This window comes from Exiguobacterium sp. E17S, from assembly GCF_057772545.1.
Map to the genome: position 1 here is coordinate 424,467 of NZ_JBYLRU010000001.1, position 21,705 is coordinate 446,171.

24 protein-coding genes are annotated in these 21,705 nt (G+C 47.6%); 17 read left to right on the top strand and 7 right to left on the bottom strand.

Going from position 1 to position 21,705, the window contains the following annotated elements; genetic code table 11:
* Nucleotides 1-76: 76 nt before the first annotated feature.
* The 6 genes from hflX (at nucleotide 77) to AC3B4V_RS02185 (ending at nucleotide 5,132) form a co-directional block, all read left to right on the top strand.
* Nucleotides 77-1,318: a GTPase HflX gene (hflX, locus tag AC3B4V_RS02160; protein WP_034785946.1), complete on the top strand. Its 1,242-nt coding sequence runs from the start codon at nucleotides 77-79 to the stop codon at nucleotides 1,316-1,318.
* Between the two features lie 2 nt (nucleotides 1,319-1,320).
* Complete coding sequence (locus tag AC3B4V_RS02165) at nucleotides 1,321-2,598, top strand: methionine gamma-lyase family protein (RefSeq protein WP_488377626.1); 1,278 nt, start codon at nucleotides 1,321-1,323, stop codon at nucleotides 2,596-2,598.
* A gap of 140 nt (nucleotides 2,599-2,738) precedes the next feature.
* The gene (locus AC3B4V_RS02170) at nucleotides 2,739-3,137 is read left to right on the top strand and encodes a MerR family transcriptional regulator (protein ID WP_023467758.1); all 399 of its coding nucleotides are present in this window, start codon (nucleotides 2,739-2,741) and stop codon (nucleotides 3,135-3,137) included.
* A 45-nt stretch (nucleotides 3,138-3,182) separates the two neighbouring features.
* The gene (gene glnA / locus AC3B4V_RS02175) at nucleotides 3,183-4,529 is read left to right on the top strand and encodes a type I glutamate--ammonia ligase (protein ID WP_023467759.1); all 1,347 of its coding nucleotides are present in this window, start codon (nucleotides 3,183-3,185) and stop codon (nucleotides 4,527-4,529) included.
* 116 nt (nucleotides 4,530-4,645) lie between these two features.
* Nucleotides 4,646-4,882, top strand: coding sequence for a (4Fe-4S)-binding protein (locus AC3B4V_RS02180; RefSeq protein ID WP_406748189.1), 237 nt, complete (start codon nucleotides 4,646-4,648; stop codon nucleotides 4,880-4,882).
* Nucleotides 4,857-5,132: a GNAT family N-acetyltransferase gene (locus AC3B4V_RS02185; RefSeq protein WP_035398130.1), complete on the top strand. Its 276-nt coding sequence runs from the start codon at nucleotides 4,857-4,859 to the stop codon at nucleotides 5,130-5,132. Before AC3B4V_RS02180 ends, AC3B4V_RS02185 begins: the two co-directional genes overlap by 26 nt.
* A 313-nt stretch (nucleotides 5,133-5,445) precedes the next feature.
* On the opposite strand, the gene AC3B4V_RS02190 is transcribed toward AC3B4V_RS02185, so the two are convergent.
* Together AC3B4V_RS02190 and AC3B4V_RS02195 are read right to left on the bottom strand one after the other, a co-directional pair.
* On the bottom strand, nucleotides 5,446-5,772 hold the full coding sequence (locus AC3B4V_RS02190) for an AzlD domain-containing protein (protein WP_488377627.1): 327 nt from the start codon (nucleotides 5,770-5,772) through the stop codon (nucleotides 5,446-5,448).
* Nucleotides 5,751-6,452, bottom strand: coding sequence for an AzlC family ABC transporter permease (locus AC3B4V_RS02195; RefSeq protein WP_214804478.1), 702 nt, complete (start codon nucleotides 6,450-6,452; stop codon nucleotides 5,751-5,753). Before AC3B4V_RS02195 ends, AC3B4V_RS02190 begins: the two co-directional genes overlap by 22 nt.
* 154 nt (nucleotides 6,453-6,606) lie before the next feature.
* Here AC3B4V_RS02195 and dhaK point away from each other — a divergent pair, with 154 nt between their 5' ends.
* The 4 genes from dhaK (at nucleotide 6,607) to AC3B4V_RS02215 (ending at nucleotide 9,160) form a co-directional block, all read left to right on the top strand.
* Nucleotides 6,607-7,575 carry a dihydroxyacetone kinase subunit DhaK gene (gene dhaK / locus AC3B4V_RS02200; RefSeq protein WP_023467763.1) on the top strand — a complete coding sequence of 323 codons (969 nt, stop codon included), beginning with the start codon at nucleotides 6,607-6,609 and terminating at the stop codon, nucleotides 7,573-7,575.
* Between the two features lie 24 nt (nucleotides 7,576-7,599).
* Complete coding sequence (gene dhaL / locus AC3B4V_RS02205; RefSeq protein ID WP_488377628.1) at nucleotides 7,600-8,202, top strand: dihydroxyacetone kinase subunit DhaL; 603 nt, start codon at nucleotides 7,600-7,602, stop codon at nucleotides 8,200-8,202.
* Nucleotides 8,195-8,563: a dihydroxyacetone kinase phosphoryl donor subunit DhaM gene (dhaM, locus tag AC3B4V_RS02210; RefSeq protein ID WP_488377629.1), complete on the top strand. Its 369-nt coding sequence runs from the start codon at nucleotides 8,195-8,197 to the stop codon at nucleotides 8,561-8,563. Before dhaL ends, dhaM begins: the two co-directional genes overlap by 8 nt.
* 132 nt (nucleotides 8,564-8,695) lie before the next feature.
* Nucleotides 8,696-9,160, top strand: a complete 465-nt coding sequence (locus AC3B4V_RS02215) for a GNAT family N-acetyltransferase (protein ID WP_488377630.1) — start codon at nucleotides 8,696-8,698, stop codon at nucleotides 9,158-9,160.
* Nucleotides 9,161-9,341: 181 nt separating this feature from the next.
* On the opposite strand, the gene glpK is transcribed toward AC3B4V_RS02215, so the two are convergent.
* From glpK to lexA, 4 genes are all read right to left on the bottom strand, one after another.
* Nucleotides 9,342-10,844: a glycerol kinase GlpK gene (gene glpK / locus AC3B4V_RS02220; RefSeq protein ID WP_290715039.1), complete on the bottom strand. Its 1,503-nt coding sequence runs from the start codon at nucleotides 10,842-10,844 to the stop codon at nucleotides 9,342-9,344.
* 43 nt (nucleotides 10,845-10,887) lie between these two features.
* Nucleotides 10,888-11,589 carry an MIP/aquaporin family protein gene (locus tag AC3B4V_RS02225; RefSeq protein WP_023467768.1) on the bottom strand — a complete coding sequence of 234 codons (702 nt, stop codon included), beginning with the start codon at nucleotides 11,587-11,589 and terminating at the stop codon, nucleotides 10,888-10,890.
* A gap of 73 nt (nucleotides 11,590-11,662) precedes the next feature.
* On the bottom strand, nucleotides 11,663-12,247 hold the full coding sequence (locus tag AC3B4V_RS02230) for a metal-binding protein (protein WP_488377631.1): 585 nt from the start codon (nucleotides 12,245-12,247) through the stop codon (nucleotides 11,663-11,665).
* Between the two features lie 31 nt (nucleotides 12,248-12,278).
* Nucleotides 12,279-12,893, bottom strand: a complete 615-nt coding sequence (lexA, locus tag AC3B4V_RS02235) for a transcriptional repressor LexA (RefSeq protein ID WP_023467770.1) — start codon at nucleotides 12,891-12,893, stop codon at nucleotides 12,279-12,281.
* 211 nt (nucleotides 12,894-13,104) lie between these two features.
* Here lexA and yneA point away from each other — a divergent pair, with 211 nt between their 5' ends.
* From yneA to AC3B4V_RS02270, 7 genes are all read left to right on the top strand, one after another.
* Entirely contained in the window at nucleotides 13,105-13,392 is a 288-nt protein-coding gene (gene yneA, locus AC3B4V_RS02240) for a cell division suppressor protein YneA (protein WP_023467771.1), read from the top strand.
* A 45-nt stretch (nucleotides 13,393-13,437) separates the two neighbouring features.
* On the top strand, nucleotides 13,438-14,091 hold the full coding sequence (locus tag AC3B4V_RS02245) for a YneB family resolvase-like protein (protein ID WP_029341251.1): 654 nt from the start codon (nucleotides 13,438-13,440) through the stop codon (nucleotides 14,089-14,091).
* A 113-nt stretch (nucleotides 14,092-14,204) separates the two neighbouring features.
* Entirely contained in the window at nucleotides 14,205-14,441 is a 237-nt protein-coding gene (locus tag AC3B4V_RS02250; RefSeq protein ID WP_023467773.1) for a DUF896 domain-containing protein, read from the top strand.
* Nucleotides 14,442-14,717: 276 nt separating this feature from the next.
* A complete protein-coding gene (tkt, locus tag AC3B4V_RS02255; RefSeq protein ID WP_262415807.1) occupies nucleotides 14,718-16,688 on the top strand; it encodes a transketolase in 1,971 nt (656 codons plus the stop codon).
* Nucleotides 16,689-16,811: 123 nt separating this feature from the next.
* Nucleotides 16,812-17,042 carry a YneF family protein gene (locus AC3B4V_RS02260; protein WP_012370001.1) on the top strand — a complete coding sequence of 77 codons (231 nt, stop codon included), beginning with the start codon at nucleotides 16,812-16,814 and terminating at the stop codon, nucleotides 17,040-17,042.
* Nucleotides 17,043-17,162: 120 nt separating this feature from the next.
* Complete coding sequence (locus AC3B4V_RS02265) at nucleotides 17,163-18,920, top strand: ABC transporter transmembrane domain-containing protein (RefSeq protein WP_290715002.1); 1,758 nt, start codon at nucleotides 17,163-17,165, stop codon at nucleotides 18,918-18,920.
* Nucleotides 18,910-20,673, top strand: coding sequence for an ABC transporter ATP-binding protein (locus tag AC3B4V_RS02270; protein WP_064300196.1), 1,764 nt, complete (start codon nucleotides 18,910-18,912; stop codon nucleotides 20,671-20,673). The genes AC3B4V_RS02265 and AC3B4V_RS02270 overlap by 11 nt, the downstream gene beginning before the upstream one ends.
* Before the next feature lie 56 nt (nucleotides 20,674-20,729).
* Here the strand turns inward: AC3B4V_RS02270 and AC3B4V_RS02275 are convergent, their stop codons facing one another.
* Entirely contained in the window at nucleotides 20,730-21,620 is an 891-nt protein-coding gene (locus AC3B4V_RS02275; RefSeq protein WP_488377632.1) for an SH3 domain-containing protein, read from the bottom strand.
* Between the last annotated feature and the right edge of the window lie 85 nt (nucleotides 21,621-21,705).

Below are 21,705 nucleotides of genomic sequence, written 5' to 3' on the forward strand. Positions count from 1 at the left end.
AAAAAGTTCAGACGAACCGGTGGCTGTGGTATGATAAGGGGCGCAGTACGTCTTTACTCGTGAAAGGAATGATATTATGTCAGAACGCGTCATCGTCGTTGGTTGCCAGCTCCCCGGTGTCCCGGACCATGTCTATGAAGAATCGGTCGCGGAGCTCGAAGCACTCGTAACGACTGCGCATGGTGTCGTCGTCGGTCGTTTGGATCAAAAACGACAAGCGATTGACCGCCGTACGTTCATCGGAAAAGGAAAGGTCGAGGAACTCGTTGCCTTAGCAGACGAACTTGAACCTGATTTAATCATATTCAATGCCGAGGTCACACCCGGTCAAATGAAAAATATTCGGATCGCCTTGTCGGACCCGGAAGCGATCAAATTGATCGACCGGACGCAGTTGATCCTCGATATCTTTGCTGGACGTGCCCAGTCACGCGAAGGGAAATTGCAGGTCGAACTGGCACAGATGAGTTATTTGTTACCACGGCTTGCCGGGCAGGGAACACAACTGTCACGTCTTGGTGGCGGAATCGGAACACGTGGACCAGGTGAGTCGAAACTCGAGACGGACCGCCGTCATATCCGTCGTCGCGTTGATGAGATCTCAAAACAACTTGAGACCTCAGTCGCCCACCGTGCCCGTTACCGGGAACGTCGTAAAGAGAACCAGACGTTCCAAATCGCCCTTGTCGGGTATACGAATGCCGGTAAGTCAACGATCTTCAACCGGTTGACTCAAGCCGACACGTACGAGAAGGATGAGTTGTTCGCGACGCTTGATCCGTTGACACGTCAAGTTGATTTGCCGGAAGGCGGTCAAATCCTCCTGACGGATACGGTCGGGTTCATTCAGGATCTGCCGACGAAGTTGATCGCGGCGTTCCGCTCGACCCTAGAGGAAGTGCTAGAAGCTGACTTGATCCTCCACGTCGTTGATGCGTCGAGTGAGCATTACTTGAATCAGATGCAGACGACGAACGATGTTCTCGATGAACTTGGTGCCGGTGACATTCCGCAGCTTGAAGTCTATAACAAGAAGGATCAACTGAACCGCTTGTTCACAGGCGGGAAGCTACTGATTTCTGCCCTTGATCCGCAGGACATCGAGCGTTTGATCGAAGAAATCGAACGGTCGATCAGCGAGATCCTCGAGTATCTCGAAATCCGCATCCCGGTTGATGGTTTCGCCCATTACAATCCGGCGAAGGAAGTCATGATGAACTTGAAGGAATCGTTCGAAGAGGATGGCTCTGTCATCTTAAAAGGTTACTTGCGGAAAGATACGCGTCTATACGCGACATTGAAACAATACGAGGTGTAAACATGTTTTCAGAATTAACCCATTACGAAACGCTCCGTCCGCTCATTGATCGGGCGGAGGAACAGATTGCCCCGTACGTCAAGAAAGCGCAAGAGGTCGCGGAATACAATCAATTCCGTGTCCTCGATGCGTTCCGACGTCACAAGGTCAGTGATTTTCACTTCATGCCGTCAACAGGTTACGGCTATAACGATGAAGGACGCGATACGCTCGAACGGATCTATGCCGATGTCTTCGGTGCGGAAGCCGGTCTTTGTCGTCCGCAAATCATCAGCGGAACCCATGCAATCGGTATCGCATTGTTCGGTTTGTTATTACCCGGCGATGAATTGCTTTATATCACAGGAAAACCATACGACACGCTCGAAGAGATTGTCGGAATTCGTGGTGACGGACGCGGTTCATTAAAGGAACTGGGCGTCCAGTATGATGTCGTCGAGATGAAAAACGCCGAGACGATCGACGTACCGGCCGTTCTCGAACGGATCACGCCACAGACGAAGGTCGTCGGGATCCAGCGTTCAAAAGGCTATGCGACACGACGCAGTCTACCGGTCAACGAGATCGGCGAAGCAATCGCCGCCATCAAAGCTGTCCATCCACACGTCTTGATCTTCGTCGATAACTGCTACGGTGAGTTCGTCGAGACGATCGAACCGACACACGTCGGGGCGGACTTGATGGCAGGATCGTTAATCAAAAACCCGGGTGGTGGACTTGCGAAGACCGGCGGTTATCTCGTCGGTCGGACTGATTTGATCGAACGGGCGTCGTTCCGGATGACGACACCAGGGATTGGCGCCGAAGCCGGTCCATCGTTATCCGCACTTCCGGATATGTATCAAGGCTTCTACATGGCACCACATACAGTGAGCCAAGCGTTGATGGGCGCGATGTTCACGTCGAGCATGCTTGGTCAGTTCGGCTTTGACACGGCACCGCATCATACGGCAGACCGGACGGATTTGATTCAATCAGTCTCGTTCCATGCGCCAGAGCCGATGATTGCCTTCTGTCAGGCGATTCAAGCTGCTTCACCCGTCAACGCACATGCGTTACCGATTCCGGATTATATGCCGGGCTATGCGGACGATGTCATCATGGCAGCAGGAACATTCGTACAAGGCTCATCGATCGAGTTGTCAGCGGACGGTCCGATCCGTGCGCCCTATACCGCGTACGTCCAAGGTGGTTTGACGTATAGCCACGTCAAGATTGCCATCATCTCAGCCGTCAATCACTTGATGGAAAAACAATTAATTCCAGAAAAAAACGTTTAATACTAGAATATCTCGTGAAAAGACCTCTGAACGACTTCATGTAAAGTGATTAAAAAAGTTGTGTTAACTTTTCTTACATCGCTTGACAAGTTGCCTGACAGAGGTTTATTCTCATGGAGTAAGGAAAAAGGAGGAACCACATGGCAGACTCATCACGCCAGTCCAAGCCACTATTTCCCATCGGAGTCGTTCAAGAGTTGACCGCGTTATCTGCCCGCCAGATCCGATACTACGAAGAACAAGGACTGATCAAACCGGAGCGGACAGAGACGAAGCGTCGCCTCTATTCGTTCAACGATGTCGATCGCTTGTTGTCGATCAAGGAATACCTGGATCAGGGACTGAATATCGCAGGGATCAAATTGATTTTTGAAAACGATCTCGTCAAACGCGAACGCGTTGCGGAGAGCGTCGTCGAGACGCGCCCGGAACTATCTGACGGCGAATTGTATAAACTCCTGAAAAATGAATTGAAGGAAGCAGGACGACATGGAAAGACGTCGCTCATCCAAGGTGAGCTCGGGCGTTTCTTCAAGTAAGGACCTGTAACCATATAAAAAAGAATCGGAGAGGGGATTTGTCACATGACACGTCGCAACATTACACGAGAAGACATTTTGAAAATCGCTAAAGCTGAGGATGTACGCTTCATTCGCTTACAGTTCACAGATATCCTCGGAACGATCAAGAACGTTGAGATTCCAGTAAGCCAATTGGAAAAAGCACTTGATAACAAAATGATGTTCGATGGTTCATCGATCGAAGGATTCGTCCGGATCGAAGAATCAGATATGTATCTCTTCCCAGACTTGAACACATGGGTCGTCTTCCCATGGACAGAAGATGGAACAGGGAAAGTTGCACGTTTAATCTGTGACATCCACAATCCGGATGGCACGCCGTTCGCAGGAGACCCACGTGGTCAGCTCAAACGGGTACTTAAAGAGATGGAAGAGCTCGGTTTCTCATCATTCAACGTTGGACCAGAGCCAGAATTCTTCCTCTTCAAGAAAGATGAAAAAGGTCGTCCGACACTTGAATTGAACGACCAAGGTGGATACTTCGACCTCGCACCAGTCGACCTCGGCGAAAACTGCCGTAAAGAAATCGTCATCGAGCTCGAGAACATGGGCTTTGAAATCGAAGCATCACACCACGAAGTTGCTCCAGGTCAGCACGAAATCGACTTCAAATATGCGGATGCGATCACGACAGCGGATAACATCCAAACGTTCAAACTCGTCGTCAAGACGATTGCTGCGAAGCACAACTTGCACGCGACATTCATGCCAAAACCACTCTTCGGTGTCAACGGATCAGGAATGCACGCGAACATGTCGCTCTTCAAAGGCAACGAGAACGTCTTCTTCGATGAAGGCAACGAAGACATGCAATTGTCGGATGATGCACGTGCCTTCACGGCAGGCATCCTCAAACACGCTCGTGCGTTCACAGCGGTTTGTAACCCGACAGTCAACTCGTACAAACGTCTTGTTCCTGGCTACGAAGCACCTTGCTACGTCGCATGGTCAGCACGTAACCGTTCACCACTCGTCCGTGTTCCTGCAGCACGTGGACTCTCGACTCGTATCGAAGTTCGTTCAGTCGACCCAGCAGCGAACCCGTATCTTGCGCTTGCGACATTGCTCGCTTCAGGTCTTGATGGAATCAAGAACAACTTGAAAGCACCGGCTCCAATCGACCGCAACATCTACGTCATGGACAAACCGGAACGCGTTGCAAACGGAATTGATGATCTTCCATCAACACTCAGCCACGCACTCGAAGTCTTGAAAGCGGATGACGTCGTCATGCACGCTCTCGGCGATCACATCGCAGAGCACTTCGTTGAATTGAAAGAGATCGAATGGGATATGTTCCGGACGCAAGTCACGGAATGGGAACGCGATCAGTACATGGTCTTGTTCTAATCCAACTCAAGCACTTTCGGACTTCTGTCCGGAAGTGCTTTTTTCATAGCGCCGACAGGGATTGAGTCAAGGATGTGGAAAGATACAAGAGTACAAAGAAAGGGAGACGATACATCATGAAAAAAGGATATGAAGGCAAAGAGATCACGGTCTATTTTGATTCGGAAGTCTGCATTCACTCTGGTCATTGTGTACGAAGTCTACCAACTGTCTTTGATGTCAAGCGGCGTCCATGGATTGAAGCGGACGGGGCACCGGTGGAAGAGGTCATGCGTGTCGTTGACGGTTGTCCGAGCGGCGCCTTATCTTACGAACGGAGGGAAGCAAATGGAGCTGAAACGAGCGGAACGTAAAATCGAAGCCCATCAGGAAGGTGAAGTGATTGGGGAAATCACTTACAGCGATACGAACAACGGCATGTGGATCATTGATCACACATACGTCGATCCCGCGCACCGAAATCAACAGATCGGGGAACAACTCGTTGCCGAGATCGTCAACTGGGCACGAGAAGCAAACGTCAAGCTGTTACCGTTATGTCCGTTTGCGAAAAAAGAGTTTGAACATCAATCGGATTATCAGGACGTACAAGCAAATACGTAAACACAAAAATCTCCTCTAGTCTCTTTAGACCAGAGGAGATTTTTTCGAGTCATTGTTTATGATCCCTAACTTTCATTTTGCGAGAAACCATCATCGTACCGAAATAGGCGATGACGTACAACACGATCAATCCTTGTTTTAGCAGATAAGGTAGATCCATTTGACTCGCGATTATAAAAATGACGCACAGCAATATCAAATAGGGTATGAACTGCTTATTTGGCATATCAGGACCTCCTTCACTATCCATTTATTTCTATTATAAGGATAACACAAGAGATGCATCGAAATAGGCTAAAGATGAATGACTTGCTTATAGATACAATCGTAGAAACGCTATCGTGACAACACCAGTCACGACCGTCCAGGATAAACTTTTACTGAAAATCGCGACCGCCATGGTCGGGAGGGCGGCGAAGACATGAAGCGTCGAAACCTTCGGAAACGCCTCATCTTGAGCGATGAGGAGATTCTGAAAAAAGAGGGCACCAAGCAGGCAGATTGGAATGAACGAGAGCCATTCTGTTACGAGGCGCGGTAACGTCAGTCCATGAAGGACGAGAAACGGTAAGACGCGTGGAATCCATGTTACGAGTCCACAAGCTAAAAAAAGATCAATTAATTCTGGGCGGATTTCCATCGTGTGATCACGACTCCTATACTTGCGCCACCGAGCGTCGCGCAAAGAACGGCGACTTCTGGAGAAAAGTAGCGCATGGTTATGTAAAGCAATAGTAAGACAATCAGTAAAAGGCAACTATTCACGGCAATACGGGAACGTTCCCCTTCAAACTGTAAGTACAATAAGCCGATGAACATCGCTGTCAGGGCAAAATCGAGACCGAAGCGCTCGGGATCAGGAAACCAGCTGCCGACAAGGGCGCCGAGAACGGTTGCGACGATCCAGCTGAAGTAAGCAGTCAGATTCAAGCCATGCATGAAGGACGGGGAGAGCTTCCCTTTTTGCGCAGTGTTCATCGCGACAGCGAACGACTCATCCGTCAGTAGCGTTCCGGTACCTAGGCGGTCGCGGAGATGACGTGTCTCAACATGTGGCGCAAGCGTCAGACTCATTAACAAGTGCCTGAGATTGACGATGAACGTCGTCAGAATGATGGCAGAAGCAGGACTATTTAATAGTAAGAGACTCGTGATGATGAACTGAGCGGCGCCGGCATAGATGAAGACGGACATGAATCCGACTTCAAGAGGGGATAAGCCGGAGGCACGACCGACGATCCCAGCTGAGAAGCCTATGCCGATATATCCGAGGACAGTGGGTAGACAGGCACGGACACCTGCTTGAAAGGCTGATGACATTCGATTCCTCCTCTTTTTTAAGAGCATAGCATTCATGCGGAATATCGTCACCAACTGGTCAATATTTTCATCATTTTTTTCGACATATTCGACTTGATTTGGTGGTAAAGACTAAGTGGTACGGCAAAATCAGTTAGGTAAAGGAGCGTTTTTCATGCACAAATTAATGAAAGATTCAAACCGGTTCGTTTCAGACATGGTCGACGGACTCGTACTAGCTCACCCTGATTTGTATAAAAAGGTCGAAGGTGTTAATGTCGTCGCACGGAAAGTGCCGCTTGATGGAAAAGTCGGACTCGTTTCTGGTGGGGGAAGTGGGCATGAACCCGCACATGCTGGATTCGTTGGGGACGGTATGCTTGCTGCAGCTGTTTGTGGGGAAGTCTTCACGTCACCGACACCGGACATGGTGCTCGAAGGCATCAAGGCAGCCCATGGTGGAAAAGGTGTCCTTCTTGTCGTCAAGAACTACTCGGGTGATGTCATGAACTTCGATATGGCAAAGGAACTCGCTGAACTCGAGGACATCGAAGTCGACACGGTCGTCGTCAATGATGACATCGCGATCAAAAAGGAAGAGGATCGTCGTGGGGTTGCGGGAACGGTCTTCGTCCATAAGATTGCCGGAGCTGCGGCTGCAGAAGGAAAATCACTGAGTGAAGTCAAAGCAGTTGCGGAAAAAGTCATCCAGGGCGTTCGTTCGATCGGAATGGCACTCTCACCATGTTACATGCCAGAGAGTGGCAAACCAGGCTTTGAGTTGCATGATGACGAGATGGAAATCGGAATCGGGATCCATGGTGAAAAAGGACTTGAACGAAAAGCAGTCGCTTCCGTTGATGCGATCGTAAAAGAGTTGCTCGATCGTCTGACGAAAGAGGTACCAGACAAAAAAGTCGCCGTCATGGTGAACGGAATGGGTGGAACACCAGAATCCGAACTGTATATCACGTATAAATACGTCGCGGAAGAACTTCAGGCGCATGGGTACGAGATTGCCCGTTCGTTCGTTGGAAACTATATGACGTCGCTCGAGATGCACGGATTCTCAATCACGCTCTTACCAGTGGATGATGAACTGCTCGGCTATCTCGATGCAGAAACGAAAGCGATTGGATTCTAATTCAGATAAACGGGGTGTACAAAGATGAAGTTGACGACGGAACAGTTACGAAGCGCGCTCATCAAAGCAGCGGAACAGATCGAACAGCACAAGGATGAATTGACGGACCTTGACCGGGAAATCGGCGATGGGGACCACGGGATCAATATGTCACGCGGCTTCCAAGCAGTCCAAAAGACGTTAGAAGAACACGGTGAATATGAGGACTTAGGGGCTTTATCGAAAGAAGTCGGGATGACGCTGATCAAGACGGTCGGTGGAGCATCCGGTCCTTTGTACGGCACAGCATTCGTTAAGTTCGCTGGTGCATTCAAAGGGAAAACAGCAGTCGAAGGTGCAGAACTCGCGGATGCTTTCCATGAAGCGACGGAAGGCATCAAATCGCGTGGGAAATCGGAATTCGGTCAAAAGACGATGGTCGATATCTGGACACCGTTCCAAGAGGCGCTCTCGCAAGAAGAGGATTTGAAAGCGGCAATCGATCAAGCGCTTGCTGATACGAAAGCGCGCATCGCAACGAAAGGACGCGCGTCTTACTTCGGTGAAGCGACGGAAGGCGTCCAGGACCCAGGTAGTCTATCGAGTGCGTTGTTACTCGGCGAAATCGCGGAGGTGCTTCATGGTTAATCTTGTACTCGTTTCCCATAGTGAAAAGCTTGCGACTGGACTAAAGGAACTGTTGGCAGAGATGGCACCGGATACGCCAGTCTTAGTAGCAGCAGGTCTTGAGGACGGTAGCATCGGAACGGACGCGACGCGAATCGAAGAAACACTAAATACACTGGACGATGATGGAGTCGTTTTAACGGATATCGGTTCTGCGACGATGAACACGGAACTGGCCCTTGAACTATATAGTGGCGAACGGACGGTTCGGTTTATCGACGCACCACTCGTCGAAGGCGCGTTCTTAGCGGCTGTTCTTAGCGGACAGTCGAAATCCGTTGATGAGATTGAAGACGGATTGAAAAAAGAGTTTAACAAATAAGGATCAAATCCCCTTTGCTTCAATGCAATGGGGATTCTTTCATATCTGAATGAAATGGTAGTATGAAAATTGTTATCATAATGTATGTACATAAATAGGACAGTAAAAGAATGTAAACAATGAGGTGAGTTCTTGAGTTATACGTTAAGGAAAGCAGACACTGAAATCAAAAGGCAGACATTTGTACCTTTATTATTACTGGCTGATGAATCTATCGATAAGATTTATGAATACTTACCTAACGGTGACCTGTATTATCTCGAAGATTCATCTGGGCACGTAGTGGGTGTTATTGTTATGACCAAAATTAATCAAGATACAATGGAAATAAAAAACGTCGCCATCAAAAAAGAACAACAGGGTCAAGGTTTCGGAAAGAGGATCATCTCATTAACACTCGAACAATATAAGGAACAAAAGTATCGTCATTTCATCGTAGGAACGGCTAATTCGAGTATTGATAATTTAGCTTTCTACCAAAAGCTTGGTTTCCGACTATACGATATAAAAAAAGATTTTTTTCGGTCGTATCCAGAGGAAATTTGGGAGAACGGAATACAGGCGATCGACATGATCATGCTAGAGAAAAATGAGTGATCCACATTGTATATGGAGTTGAATACATGGAAACTCCTCTATGCGAAAGAGTAACACAATGGATTATGATGTATTTGCTGCGATGACACATTTGAACCTGGTATTAGAAAATGACTTTATTGTAGTTTTTATAAGACAGTGAAAACCCGGTCCCTCTGCAAAAGGGACCGGGTCAATTGTTTTATTTTGATGGTTTGAAGACCATAGTCGCTTCCACCGCTTTTTGCCATCCAGCATAGCGTTGTTCGCGATCGTCTTCTTTCATCTCTGGTTTGAACTGGTGATCCAGCTTCCATTGTTGTTTGATTTCCGCTTTATCTTTCCAGTAACCAACCGCTAATCCAGCAAGGTAGGCTGCACCGAGTGCTGTCGTTTCGTTAATTTGCGGACGATCGACAGGAACGCCGAGGATGTCCGATTGGAACTGCATCAAGAAGTTGTTGGCTACTGCACCACCGTCGACACGGAGTGTCTTCAGTTCGATCCCAGAATCTTGTTCCATCGCTGTTAACACGTCGCGTGTTTGGTAAGCGAGTGATTCAAGCGTTGCCCGAACGAAATGCTCTTTATCTGTTCCTCGTGTTAACCCGAAGATTGCGCCACGAACATCTGAATCCCAGTACGGCGCACCGAGACCAACGAAGGCAGGAACGACGTAGACACCGTCTGTTGAGTCGACTTTCGTTGCGTAACCTTCTGAATCTTTCGCGTGTTTCAACATCCGGAGCCCATCACGGAGCCACTGGATCGCAGAACCAGCGACGAAGATCGATCCTTCCAGCGCATATTCCACTTTTCCATCGACGCCCCAAGCAATTGTCGTCAAGAGTCCATGATCAGAAGAAACAGCTTTCTCACCTGTGTTCATGAGCATGAAGCAACCTGTTCCGTATGTGTTTTTCCCTTCACCCGCTTCGAAGCACGTTTGACCGAAGAGTGCTGCTTGTTGGTCACCCGCAATCCCAGCGATCGGCACTTCGTAACCGAAGAAGTGATACGGTACCGTTTTGTCGTAGACTTCACTCGACTGACGAACCTCTGGCAACATGGAAGCAGGAACACCGAGGATATCGAGTAACTCTTCATCCCATTTTTGTTCGTAGATGTTATACATCAATGTTCGTGAAGCGTTCGTGTAGTCCGTGATGTGCGTTTTTCCACCAGACAGTTTCCAAACGAGCCACGTATCGATCGTACCGAAGAGCAATTCACCGTTCTCTGCTTGCTCACGCGCACCTTCGACATTATCGAGGATCCATTTGACTTTCGTTCCAGAGAAGTAGGCATCAATCAGAAGTCCTGTTTTATCGCGGAACTTCTGGTTCAAACCTTGTTCTTTTAAGTCGTCACAGATACCAGACGTTTGACGCGATTGCCAAACGAGTGCGTGATAGACAGGTTTGCCTGTTTCTTTGTTCCAGACGACCGTCGTTTCACGTTGGTTCGTAATGCCGATTCCGGCGATCTGCTCAGGTTTGATATCTGCTGTTCCGAGTGCTTCGGCCATGACGGCAAGAATCGAACCCCAGATTTCGTTTGCATCATGCTCGACCCAGCCTGGTTGTGGGAAGTATTGCTTGAATTCCCGTTGTGCCGAGTTGACGATTTTCCCATCGTGATCGAAGATGATCGCACGTGAGCTTGTCGTACCTTGGTCGAGTGCTAGGATATACTTGTTTTCCATTTCGAAATCCCCCTTGAGCGGTATGTGTTAGTGAGACGTGATCTTAGTAGATCAATTGATAGATGAACACGGCAATCGCTCCACCGATGATCGGACCAACGACAGGAATCCATGAATAGCCCCAGTCAGATGAACCTTTATTCGGAATCGGTAGGATAGCGTGCGCGATACGCGGTCCAAGGTCACGGGCCGGGTTGATGGCATACCCTGTTGTACCACCGAGCGATAGACCGATGACGACGACGAGTAAACCGACGATGAGTGGTTTTAAGCCGTCTCCGAACGTCGTTAAACCGAGTGCCAAGATACCGAAGACGAGAACAAATGTCCCGATGATCTCAGAAATCAAGTTCGACGGCGTATGACGAATCGCTGGACCTGTTGCGAACACACCGAGTTTTGCGGCTTGATCATCAGTCGCTTCAAAATGTTTCATGTAATGAAGCCAAACGAGAATGGCGCCGATGAAAGCTCCGACAAGTTGTCCGGCAATGTAGATCGGAACGTCTGCCCACGGTAGGTCAGAGTTCAAAGCAAGTGCAATCGTCAATGCGGGGTTCAAGTGTGCTCCACTCTCAGCAGCGACGAATGCTGCTGTCATGACGGCAAGACCCCAAGCGAACGTGATGACGATCCATCCGCTGTTTTCCGATTTCGTCTTTTTCAAGACGACACCGGCGACGACTCCATCCCCGAGCAGGATGAGAATCATCGTACCGATCATTTCTAGTACAAAGTTATTCATGCAAAAACCCTCCCTTTGGATTAAAGCAGATAATGGCCTTTCTACTTTAAATTACTCCGATTTGAGAACGTTTTCAATACATATAATTGAAATATAGGAATGGAAATTTTTTATTTTGATGTTTAAAGATACGAAAAAGTGGATAAGAAAACACCTCTTCCTGCCTGCGAGCAAGCAAAAGAGGTGTTACCGACGACGTTTTTTTTCTTTTTTTAGGTCGAAACCAACTGCTGGAATAATCTAGTAGGATATGAATCGTACTCGCCACCATGATACCGACGACGAATGCAGGCAGGGAAGCGAACCACGAATCAATCGTAGCAGAATCAAGAACCTGAAAATATAGACTTAAAAATAGTAGGGGAATCAGAATCGCAGCACTATACAGAAGCCGAATGATGTCTCCAATGATCAGTCCATGCGACCAGATCGAGCGGTGGGGCATGATCTTGACATACGGCATCCAAAGAACTCGAAATGGTCCAAAGCGATAGTACGGTTCTGACTTTAAATCGAGGTCGGGTGACAACCAAAGGGTACCGACAGCGATACCGATGGCAGTCGGTAACCAATCGGTTTGTTGCGTTGCGACCGAATACGCAACGTAACCCGTCAGTGCGACGGTATTGACGGTATCATGTACATTTCCTGAAGGCATGAAAAAAGACCAGTCGTAACTGGTCCCTCCGTCAATGAATCGTCCGATACACGCCGATTACCTTACCAAGAATGGAGACATTATCGAAATACATCGGATCCATCGAGTCATTTTCTGGTTGTAGACGTACCTGTTGATCTTCTAAGAAGAACCGTTTCACCGTCGCTTCGCTATCTTCGGTCATAGCTACGACGATTTCTCCGTTTTCTGCTGTGTTTTGTTGGCGCACGATGACACGATCGCCGTCAAGAATACCTGCGTTAATCATCGATTCACCATCGATCGTCAACATGAAGACCGTTTCATTTCCTACATAATGTGCAGGGAGTGGGAACTGTTCCTCGATGTTTTCAATCGCTGTAATCGGAAGACCCGCTGTGACTTTCCCGATGACGGGAACATGGACGATGGCTTCCGTGATTTCTTCAGGCTTATCAAGCAATATCTCAATCGCACGTGGTTTCGTCGGGTCACGGCGAATCATTCCCCGTTTCTCGAGTCGATCCAAATGACCGTGTACCGTCGAGCTAGACGCGAGTCCGACTGCTTCTCCGATTTCACGAACTGATGGTGGATACCCCTTCAGTTTCACTTCAGAGACGATGTAGTCGAGAATCTCTTGTTGGCGCTTAGACATTTTCCGCATACGAATTGCCACCTCTTTCTGGATTGAAGTTTGAAATGTAAGAATATATGTTTCTAGATTCACTATAACATAGAACAAATGAGCGTACAAACAATTGTTCGACATTTTGTGTTGACCGAACACGGGTTCTATGTTTATTATGAGTTATGCGAACAATTGTTCCGCGAACATTTATTCTAACTCATTCATTTCATATTTGGAGGGATTCATGATGATTCATACGATTCGTACTCATGCTTTTTCAATTCTCTTCTATGCATTAAGTATTGCCTTCGTGATCTTTTTACTCACACCGCGCCCGGATGAAAAAGTGGCGCAACTGATGACTGCTTCCGTTACGGTCGATGAGAACGCCACAGTCGAACAAATTGCTGAAGTCTACAATGATGGTTCGATGTCAGATGAAGAATACGTCAACTGGTTGATTAAAAATAATGATGTCGAGACAAAACACGTCATCTCAAAAAGCAAAATCGTTGTACCAATCGCACAACAATGACAAAATGGAAAAGTTGTGAAAGAACGAACAGGGATGTGAGGTACGATGAAGGTCGTGATTTATTGTCGGGTGTCGACCGAAAAAGAAGCACAAGATAGTTCGATTGAACGCCAACGGATGGAACTTTCGAAGGTTGCGTCTCAAAAGGGTTTTGATGTCGTGGATGTCGTCTCTGAAAAAGAGAGTGGATATGACGTCGATCGGGAAGGGATGCTGACGGTTCTTGATCATGTGACACGTGATGCGGTAGATGCGGTCCTCGTGACGGATGACACACGGATTGGTCGAGGGAATGCGAAAATCGCCATTTTGCACACGTTTAAGAAGCACGGTGTTCGGTTGATGACACTTGATTCTGATGGAGAATACCAGCTTGCTGATGCAGAAGCGATGGTCCTTGAGATCGTCTCACTAGTGGAAGAATATCAACGGAAACTGCATAATGCAAAAATCGCACGCGGCATGCGGCGAGCTGTCGAACAAGGCTTTCGCCCAGAACGAAATCTGAATCGCCAAGGAGAGAACGCTGGGCGTAGTCGAAAGGACGTACCGATCGAAGAAATCGTACGTCTCCGTGAACTCGGACTGACGTTTTCAGATATCGCCATTACGCTTCGCGGGATGGGACATGATATTTCAAAGGCAACGGTCAATCGTCGATACCTTGAATACCGCGAATTGACGCCTAGCCCGGAATGAGAAGCAAGTAACCCGTCGACTGACGCGGTTAACTTGCTTTTTTTAGTAAGCTCTTTTACAGTAAGAATACAATTGAACTACTCAAGTTTGAGTCGTACAGAAAGAGGGATTCTATGTTATCACAAGAACAATTAGATCGAATCAATGCATTAGCGAATAAATCAAAAGTCGAGCCGTTATCAGAAGCAGAAGCGGCAGAGCAAAAAGAGTTACGTGCAGCGTATCTCGCAGCATTCCGTGGATCGTTCAAAAACCAACTCATGGGCATGAAAATCGTCGATGAAGAAGGTACGGACGTAACACCAGAGAAATTAAAACAAGCACAAGAAGAAGAACGGAATAAACAATAATCGTTTGTTTCTTCTTATAAGAAGAAAGAGGTTTCGCGTTAAGCGGACCTCTTTTTTGTTTAGAGCTGTTAGATGAGGAAACATTGCACGATAGCAATACATCTTAATAACGATCTTTCATCAATTCATGCATCCTGTATGAGTCGATAGAACGGCTATAGATAGCGCATTCATTTTAATGTGACATACTATTTAGAAAAGTTGTATCACATTTAAGAGTATGCTAAAATGAGTAGGAATTTGTGAAAAAGAGAGAGGATGATTGTTTTGACGAACATGACGACAGTAGAACAATTAGCAATTAATACGATTCGTACCTTATCGATTGATGCCGTACAAAAGGCGAACTCGGGTCACCCAGGTATGCCAATGGGAGCAGCGCCGATGGCATTCTCGCTTTGGGCGGATCATATGAACCACAACCCTAAAAATCCAGAATGGTTCAACCGCGACCGTTTTGTACTTTCAGCCGGACACGGTTCGATGCTTCTCTACTCACTCCTCCACCTATCGGGATATGATCTATCAATGGATGATCTTAAATCATTCCGTCAATGGGGATCAAAAACACCAGGTCACCCGGAATACCGTCACACGGCTGGTGTAGATGCGACAACAGGTCCACTTGGTCAAGGGATCGCAATGGCAGTTGGTATGGCGATGGCAGAACGTCATCTTGAAGCAAAATACAACCGTGACGATCTCAACGTCGTTGATCACTTCACATACGGAATTTGTGGAGATGGAGACTTAATGGAAGGTGTCTCAGCTGAAGCGGCTTCACTCGCAGGTCACCTCGGTCTTGGTAAATTGGTCGTATTGTATGATTCAAACGATATCTCACTTGATGGCGATCTCGATAAATCATTCTCTGAAAACGTCCAGAAGCGCTTCGAAGCGTACAACTGGCAAGTCATTCGCGTAGAAGACGGAACGGATATCGATTCGATTTCGAAAGCAATCGCGGCGGCACAAGCAGAGACGACAAAACCAACATTGATCGAAGTCAAGACAGTCATCGGCTTCGGTTCACCGAACAAATCAGGGAAGTCGGCTTCTCACGGTGCACCACTCGGTGAAGCGGAAATCAAATTGACGAAAGCAAGCTACGTTTGGGATCACGAAGAGTTCTACGTCCCTGAAGAAGTTAAGTCATTGTTTGACGAGCGGATCGTCCAACGTGGTGCTTCTGCGGAAGACGCATGGAACGAAACGATGAAACAATACGAAGCAGCGCATCCAGAATTGCATGCGGAACTCGTTCGCGCGATCGCAAACGAATTGCCAAGTAACTGGGAAGCAGATCTTCCGACGTACGATTTGTCATCGAAAAAAGCGACACGTCAAACGAGTGGTGAAGTCTTGAACGGTCTTGCAAAGAACGTTCCGACATTGTTCGGTGGTTCAGCTGACCTTGCAGGATCGAACAACACGATGCTCAAAGGCGAAGCAGACTTCGATATCGACCCAAGCGGTCGTAACATCTGGTTCGGAGTACGTGAATTCGCAATGGCTGCGGCTGTCAACGGTATGGCGCTTCACGGTGGCGTCATTCCTTACGGCGCGACATTCTTCGTCTTCTCGGATTACCTCCGTCCAGCGGTTCGTTTAGCAGCATTAATGGGACTTCCATCAATCTTCGTCTTGACGCACGACTCGATCGCTGTCGGAGAAGATGGTCCAACACACGAGCCAGTCGAGCACTTGATGAGCTTCCGTGCAATGCCGAACGTCACGATCTACCGTCCAGCAGACGGAAAAGAGACGATCGCAGCATGGAAAACAGCGGTTCAAGCAAAAGACAAACCGACGCTTCTCGTCTTGACGCGTCAAGGTCTTCCTGAACTTGAAGGTACGACGACAGAGGGCGCTGAAAAAGGTGGTTATGTCATCGCTGGTGACGTCACGAAAGCTGATACGCTCTTGATCGGTACGGGTTCAGAAGTTCACCTTCTTGTCGAAGCACAAAAAGAACTTGGTGAATCAGCAGCTGTCGTTTCGCTTCCATCATGGGAAGTATTCGAAGCGCAGTCAGCAGAGTATAAAGAATCAGTTCTTCCGAAACACATCACGAAACGTGTCGCGATCGAAGCAGGCGCTTCGCTTGGTTGGTACAAATATGTAGGAACAGAAGGACAAGTCATCGGAATCGATCGTTTCGGCGCATCTGCGCCTGGAGACTTCCTCTTGAAAGAATACGGTATGTCTGTTGAGAACGTTTTAGCGACAGTCAAGCAACTCGGATAATCTTTTCCGGAAAAACGGGTCCGATCTTACGTCGGGCTCGTTTTTCATCTATTATCATCTATGCAAACAATTGGAATTATAGTATAGTAAAAAGCGACGTTTTAAGTTAGAGGAGGAAGCAACTTGGCTACATGGATTTGGATTTTAATTGCCCTTCTTTGCTTGGTAGCAGGTGTCGCCCTTGGTTTCTATATCGCTCGTCGATACATGATGAACTACTTGGAGCAAAACCCACCAATCAACGAAGATATGATTAAGACATTGATGATGCAAATGGGTCAAAAGCCATCACAAAAGAAAGTCAACCAAGTGATGCGTTCAATGAGTGGTTCAATGAAATCACCTAAAAAATAAGCTGTACGAAAGGGGACCAAATGGTCTCCTTTTTATTTGCTATTTTTTAGAAAGAGAACTAATCTAAAATGTGAGACTATTTCAAATAATCATAGGATTTAAAAAAGGGGGGAGACTTGAATGGGAGTCTTCAGGAAACTCGGTTGGTTTTTCCGACGAGAATGGAAAGCATATAGTCTTGGGGTCGTCTGCTTGATTTTTGTAGCAGCGTTAGAACTCATTCCACCGAAGATCATCGGGACGACAGTCAATGGTCTAAGCGAGGGGAGCTTGACGAAGAATGATTTGATTCGTCTAGCAGGTACATTGTTGCTCATAGGGGTCGCGACGTATTTTATTCGTTATTTTTGGCGTTTTCATATCTTTGGGGCATCGATTCGTCTCGGTCGATTGTTACGCAGTCAACTGTATGGTCATTTTTCAGATTTGGATCAATCGTTCTATAAGAAATATCGGAGCGGAGACTTGATGGCGCATGCGACGAACGACGTACAGGCGGTATCGATGACAGCAGGTGCCGGTATTCTAACGCTCGTCGACTCGGTGACGATGGGGAGCTTCGTCATCATCACGATGGTCACGACGATCAGTTGGAAATTGACGCTCGTATCACTTCTACCGATGCCGCTGATGGTCTACTTGACGTCACGTTACGGGAAAATGTTACATTCGCGTTTTCATGACGCACAGGAAGCCTTCTCCGATTTGAATGACAAGGTCGCGGAAAGCATTAGTGGTGTCCGCGTCTTAAAAGCAACAGGGGAAGTGGAATCTGACGTGCAGACGTTTACGGATCTATCGGATGACGTCGTCCAAAAGAACCGTCGTGTCGCAAAAATCGATGCATTATTTGATCCGACGATTTTTGGATTAGTCGGTCTATCGTACATCATCGCTGTCGGATATGGTGCATATCTGTTACAACAAGGTGAAATCCGAATTGGTGACATCGTCTCATTCACTACATATCTTGGTTTATTGACATGGCCAATGCTTGCCTTCGGTTGGTTGTTCAACATTGTCGAACGTGGTCGTGCTTCCTACGATCGGATCGAGCGAATGCTTGCGATCGAACCGGAAATTAAAGATGCGAAGGAAGCAGCAACAAGTGTTTCCTCACCTGAACTTCACGTTGGGATTGAGCGTTTCATCTATGATACGCAACCGGTCTTACAAGACATCGATGTGACGTTGAAGCCCGGTAAATCGCTCGGAATCGTCGGGAAGACAGGTGCCGGGAAATCGACGTTCGTTCGCTTATTGTCTCGCGAATACGACGTCAAACAAGGCGCCATCACGATTGGTGGACGAGACATCAAACAATTGACGCGTGACACCGTCCGTCGTCAAGTAGCGATCGTTCCACAGGATCATTTCTTATTCTCGGCGTCGATTGCTGACAATATTGCCTTTGCAAAACCGGATGCATCAATGGAAGACATCATGGAAGCAGCGCGGATCGCAGCAGTCCATGATGATATTCTTGGGTTTAAGGAAGGGTATGCGACGATGGTCGGGGAGCGTGGGGTGACGTTATCCGGCGGTCAAAAACAACGGATCTCGATTGCCCGGGCATTACTAGCAGACTGTCCGATTTTAGTGCTCGATGATGCCTTGTCTGCAGTCGATGCTAAAACCGAGGAAGCGATCATCCACCACTTCCGCACGGCGGATCACGATCAGGCACAAATCATCGTTGCCCATCGCCTGTCGGCTGTGTCGCATACCGATGAGATCATCGTCCTTGAAGACGGTCGGATCATCGAACGGGGCACACATGAGCAATTACTCGCTCATGACGGTTGGTATAAAGAGACGTACGATCGTCAGCAACTAGAATCACTCGTCGAACAAGGAGGGCGTTCTAATGAATCATGATATCAATGAAAAAGCCGTCCTGAAACGATTGCTTGATTTCGTCAAACCGTTCAAAAAACAGGTCAGTATCGCCTTCATCCTGCTGTTCATTACGACGGCGGCAAAACTCGGGGGACCGTATCTCGTCAAGATTTTCATTGATGAATACGTCGCACCGGGTACGTATCCGGTACAGGAAGTCGCACTTTTGTTTACAGCGTACTTGTTACTGCATACGACAGGGATCATCGTCGATTACTTGCAGGCGTTCGAATTCCAAAAGATTGCCTTGCAAGTCATTCAACGCTTACGCATTGATGTGTTCCGGCATGTCATGCACTTACGGCTTGCCTATTTTGACCGGACGCCTGCTGGAGTGCTCGTATCCCGGATCACGAACGATACGGAAGCGATCAAGGAGCTCTACATCGGTGTCCTGTCGACATTCGTGCAAAGCGGCGTTCAGTTGATTGGAACATATATCTTCCTTTATCTACTAGAGCCGCGACTCGCGACGATTGCGTTACTATTGTTACCGCTGTTTTATTTCATCATTTGGATTTATCGGAAGTATTCGACGAAGTATTACGCGGAAGTCCGCGATTTATTGTCGAAAATCAATGCCCAACTGAACGAATCCATCAACGGGATGGCAATCATTCAACAATTCCGCCAAGAAAAACGCTTGATGGCAGAGTTCGAGGAGACGAACGTCGCCCACCAGAATGGACGTTATAAGAACTTGAAGCTCGATAGTTGGTTACTGCGACCAATCATTGAATTGTTACTGGCGATTTCAATCGCAACACTCGTGACGTATTTCGGTGTCCTATCGTTCTCACAAACGGTCCAAGTCGGTGTCGTCTATGCCTTCATCAGCTACATGGAGCGGATTTTCCAACCGGTTCAGCAAATCATGCAACGGTTGTCCGAGTTCCAACAAGCTGTCGTCTCAGCAGACCGTGTATTCAAGGTCCTCGATACGGATGAGCCGGAACCAACGAAACAACTCGAAGGGGATGCACGAGTATCGGAAGGACATATCGTCTTTGAAGACGTGCGCTTTAGTTATGACGGAGAGAAAGATGTCTTGAAAGGGATTTCGTTCGAGGCGAAAAAGGGGCAGACGATTGCGCTCGTTGGTCATACGGGAAGTGGGAAAAGTTCAATCATCAATATCTTGATGCGCTTTTACGCGTACCAATCGGGTCAGATTTTGATTGATGGTCAACCGCTTGAGCAGTTATCGGAAGAAGAACTACGACAGCATGTCGGACTCGTGTTGCAGGATTCATTCTTGTTCACGGGAACGGTCGCTGACAATATTCGATTATTCGACAGTTCGATTTCCTTTGATCGTGTCGAAGCGGCTGCTAAATTCGTACAAGCGGACGGATTCATCAATCAACTCGACCAGCAATATGACAGTCCCGTTGCGGAACGGGGGGCGACGTTCTCGGCAGGGGAACGTCAGTTGATCTCCTTCGCACGCACGATGGCGCGGGATCCGAAAATCCTGATCCTCGATGAAGCGACGAGTTCGATTGATACGGAGACAGAGGAGAAAGTGCAAGTCGCACTTGAACGGATGCGTCAAGGGCGGACGACGATTGCCATTGCCCACCGTCTATCGACGATTCAAGATGCAGATTTGATTCTTGTATTGCATCAAGGGGAAGTGATCGAGCAAGGAAATCACCAAGAATTGATCGCACAAGATGGTCTGTATAAGAAGATGTATCAGTTGCAATCCGGTCATGTCACGGTTTCTTAAAAAATAGACAAAAAAAGCCTGCCAGGCGGTCTCGCCCGGCAGGTTGTTTGTTTTGATTAGTAGACTGTGACTGTGACGTTTTGGCGTCCCCAGTTGAGTGCTTCTTGTTGTGAACCAACGAGAAGGTCAAGTTTGTTACCTTGGATTGCGCCACCACGGTCGAGTACGATTGCTTCACCAATGCCTTCGATGTGCATACGTGTACCGATTGGGTATTGTGAAGAAGCTGCTACGATACGCATACCATTGTACGTGATCGTATTCGTAACGTCATAACCGCTTGCTGTCAACGCACGACCGTTGTAGAGTTGGCTACCGTTGTTAGATGGGTCGTTAGTGTAAGCACTGACGTTCATCGTCACTTTCGTACCTGATTTTGCAGGTGTCGATTGTTTTGTTGCAGTTGCTGGTTTAGCAGCTGCTTTTGGTGCTGGCTTCGCAGCTGGTTTAGCAGTTGGTTGTGCTGCTGGAGCTTTTGCTACGCTACCGAGTGTTGTGTATGCACTGTGTACGTAACGTGTTTTACCATTGATTGTTGTTTTGATCCATGCACCAACTTTACCTTCTACGTTGACTTTTTCGCCTTTGTAGAGGTTACCGACATCTTTCGAGCTTGTCGTTGGTTGTGTGCGGACGTTTAGTACTGCCGTAGTAACTGTCGCTTTTTTAAAGTCGAATGAGCCTGCTGCAGACGTATACGCACCATGGACATAACGTTTTTGACCGTTAACTGTTGTTTTGATCCATGCGCCAGAACGTCCTTCGACATTTAATGTTTGACCTTTATATACATTGCCTACGTCTGCTGATGCAGTTGTAGGTGCTGTGCGTACGTTGAGTACTGGTGTATTTACTGTTACCGTTTCTGAGGCAGCCTCTGTCTCTTGGGCAAATCCTACTGATAGAGCTGTTGCTGCAAGACCGGCAGCGAAAACTGCTTTTTTCATTATTGATGTCCTCCTGACATATGCTGTGTTTACTGTTCCTACTTTACACGGCAAATCTGACCTGTGCGTTTACAGGTCAATGTCA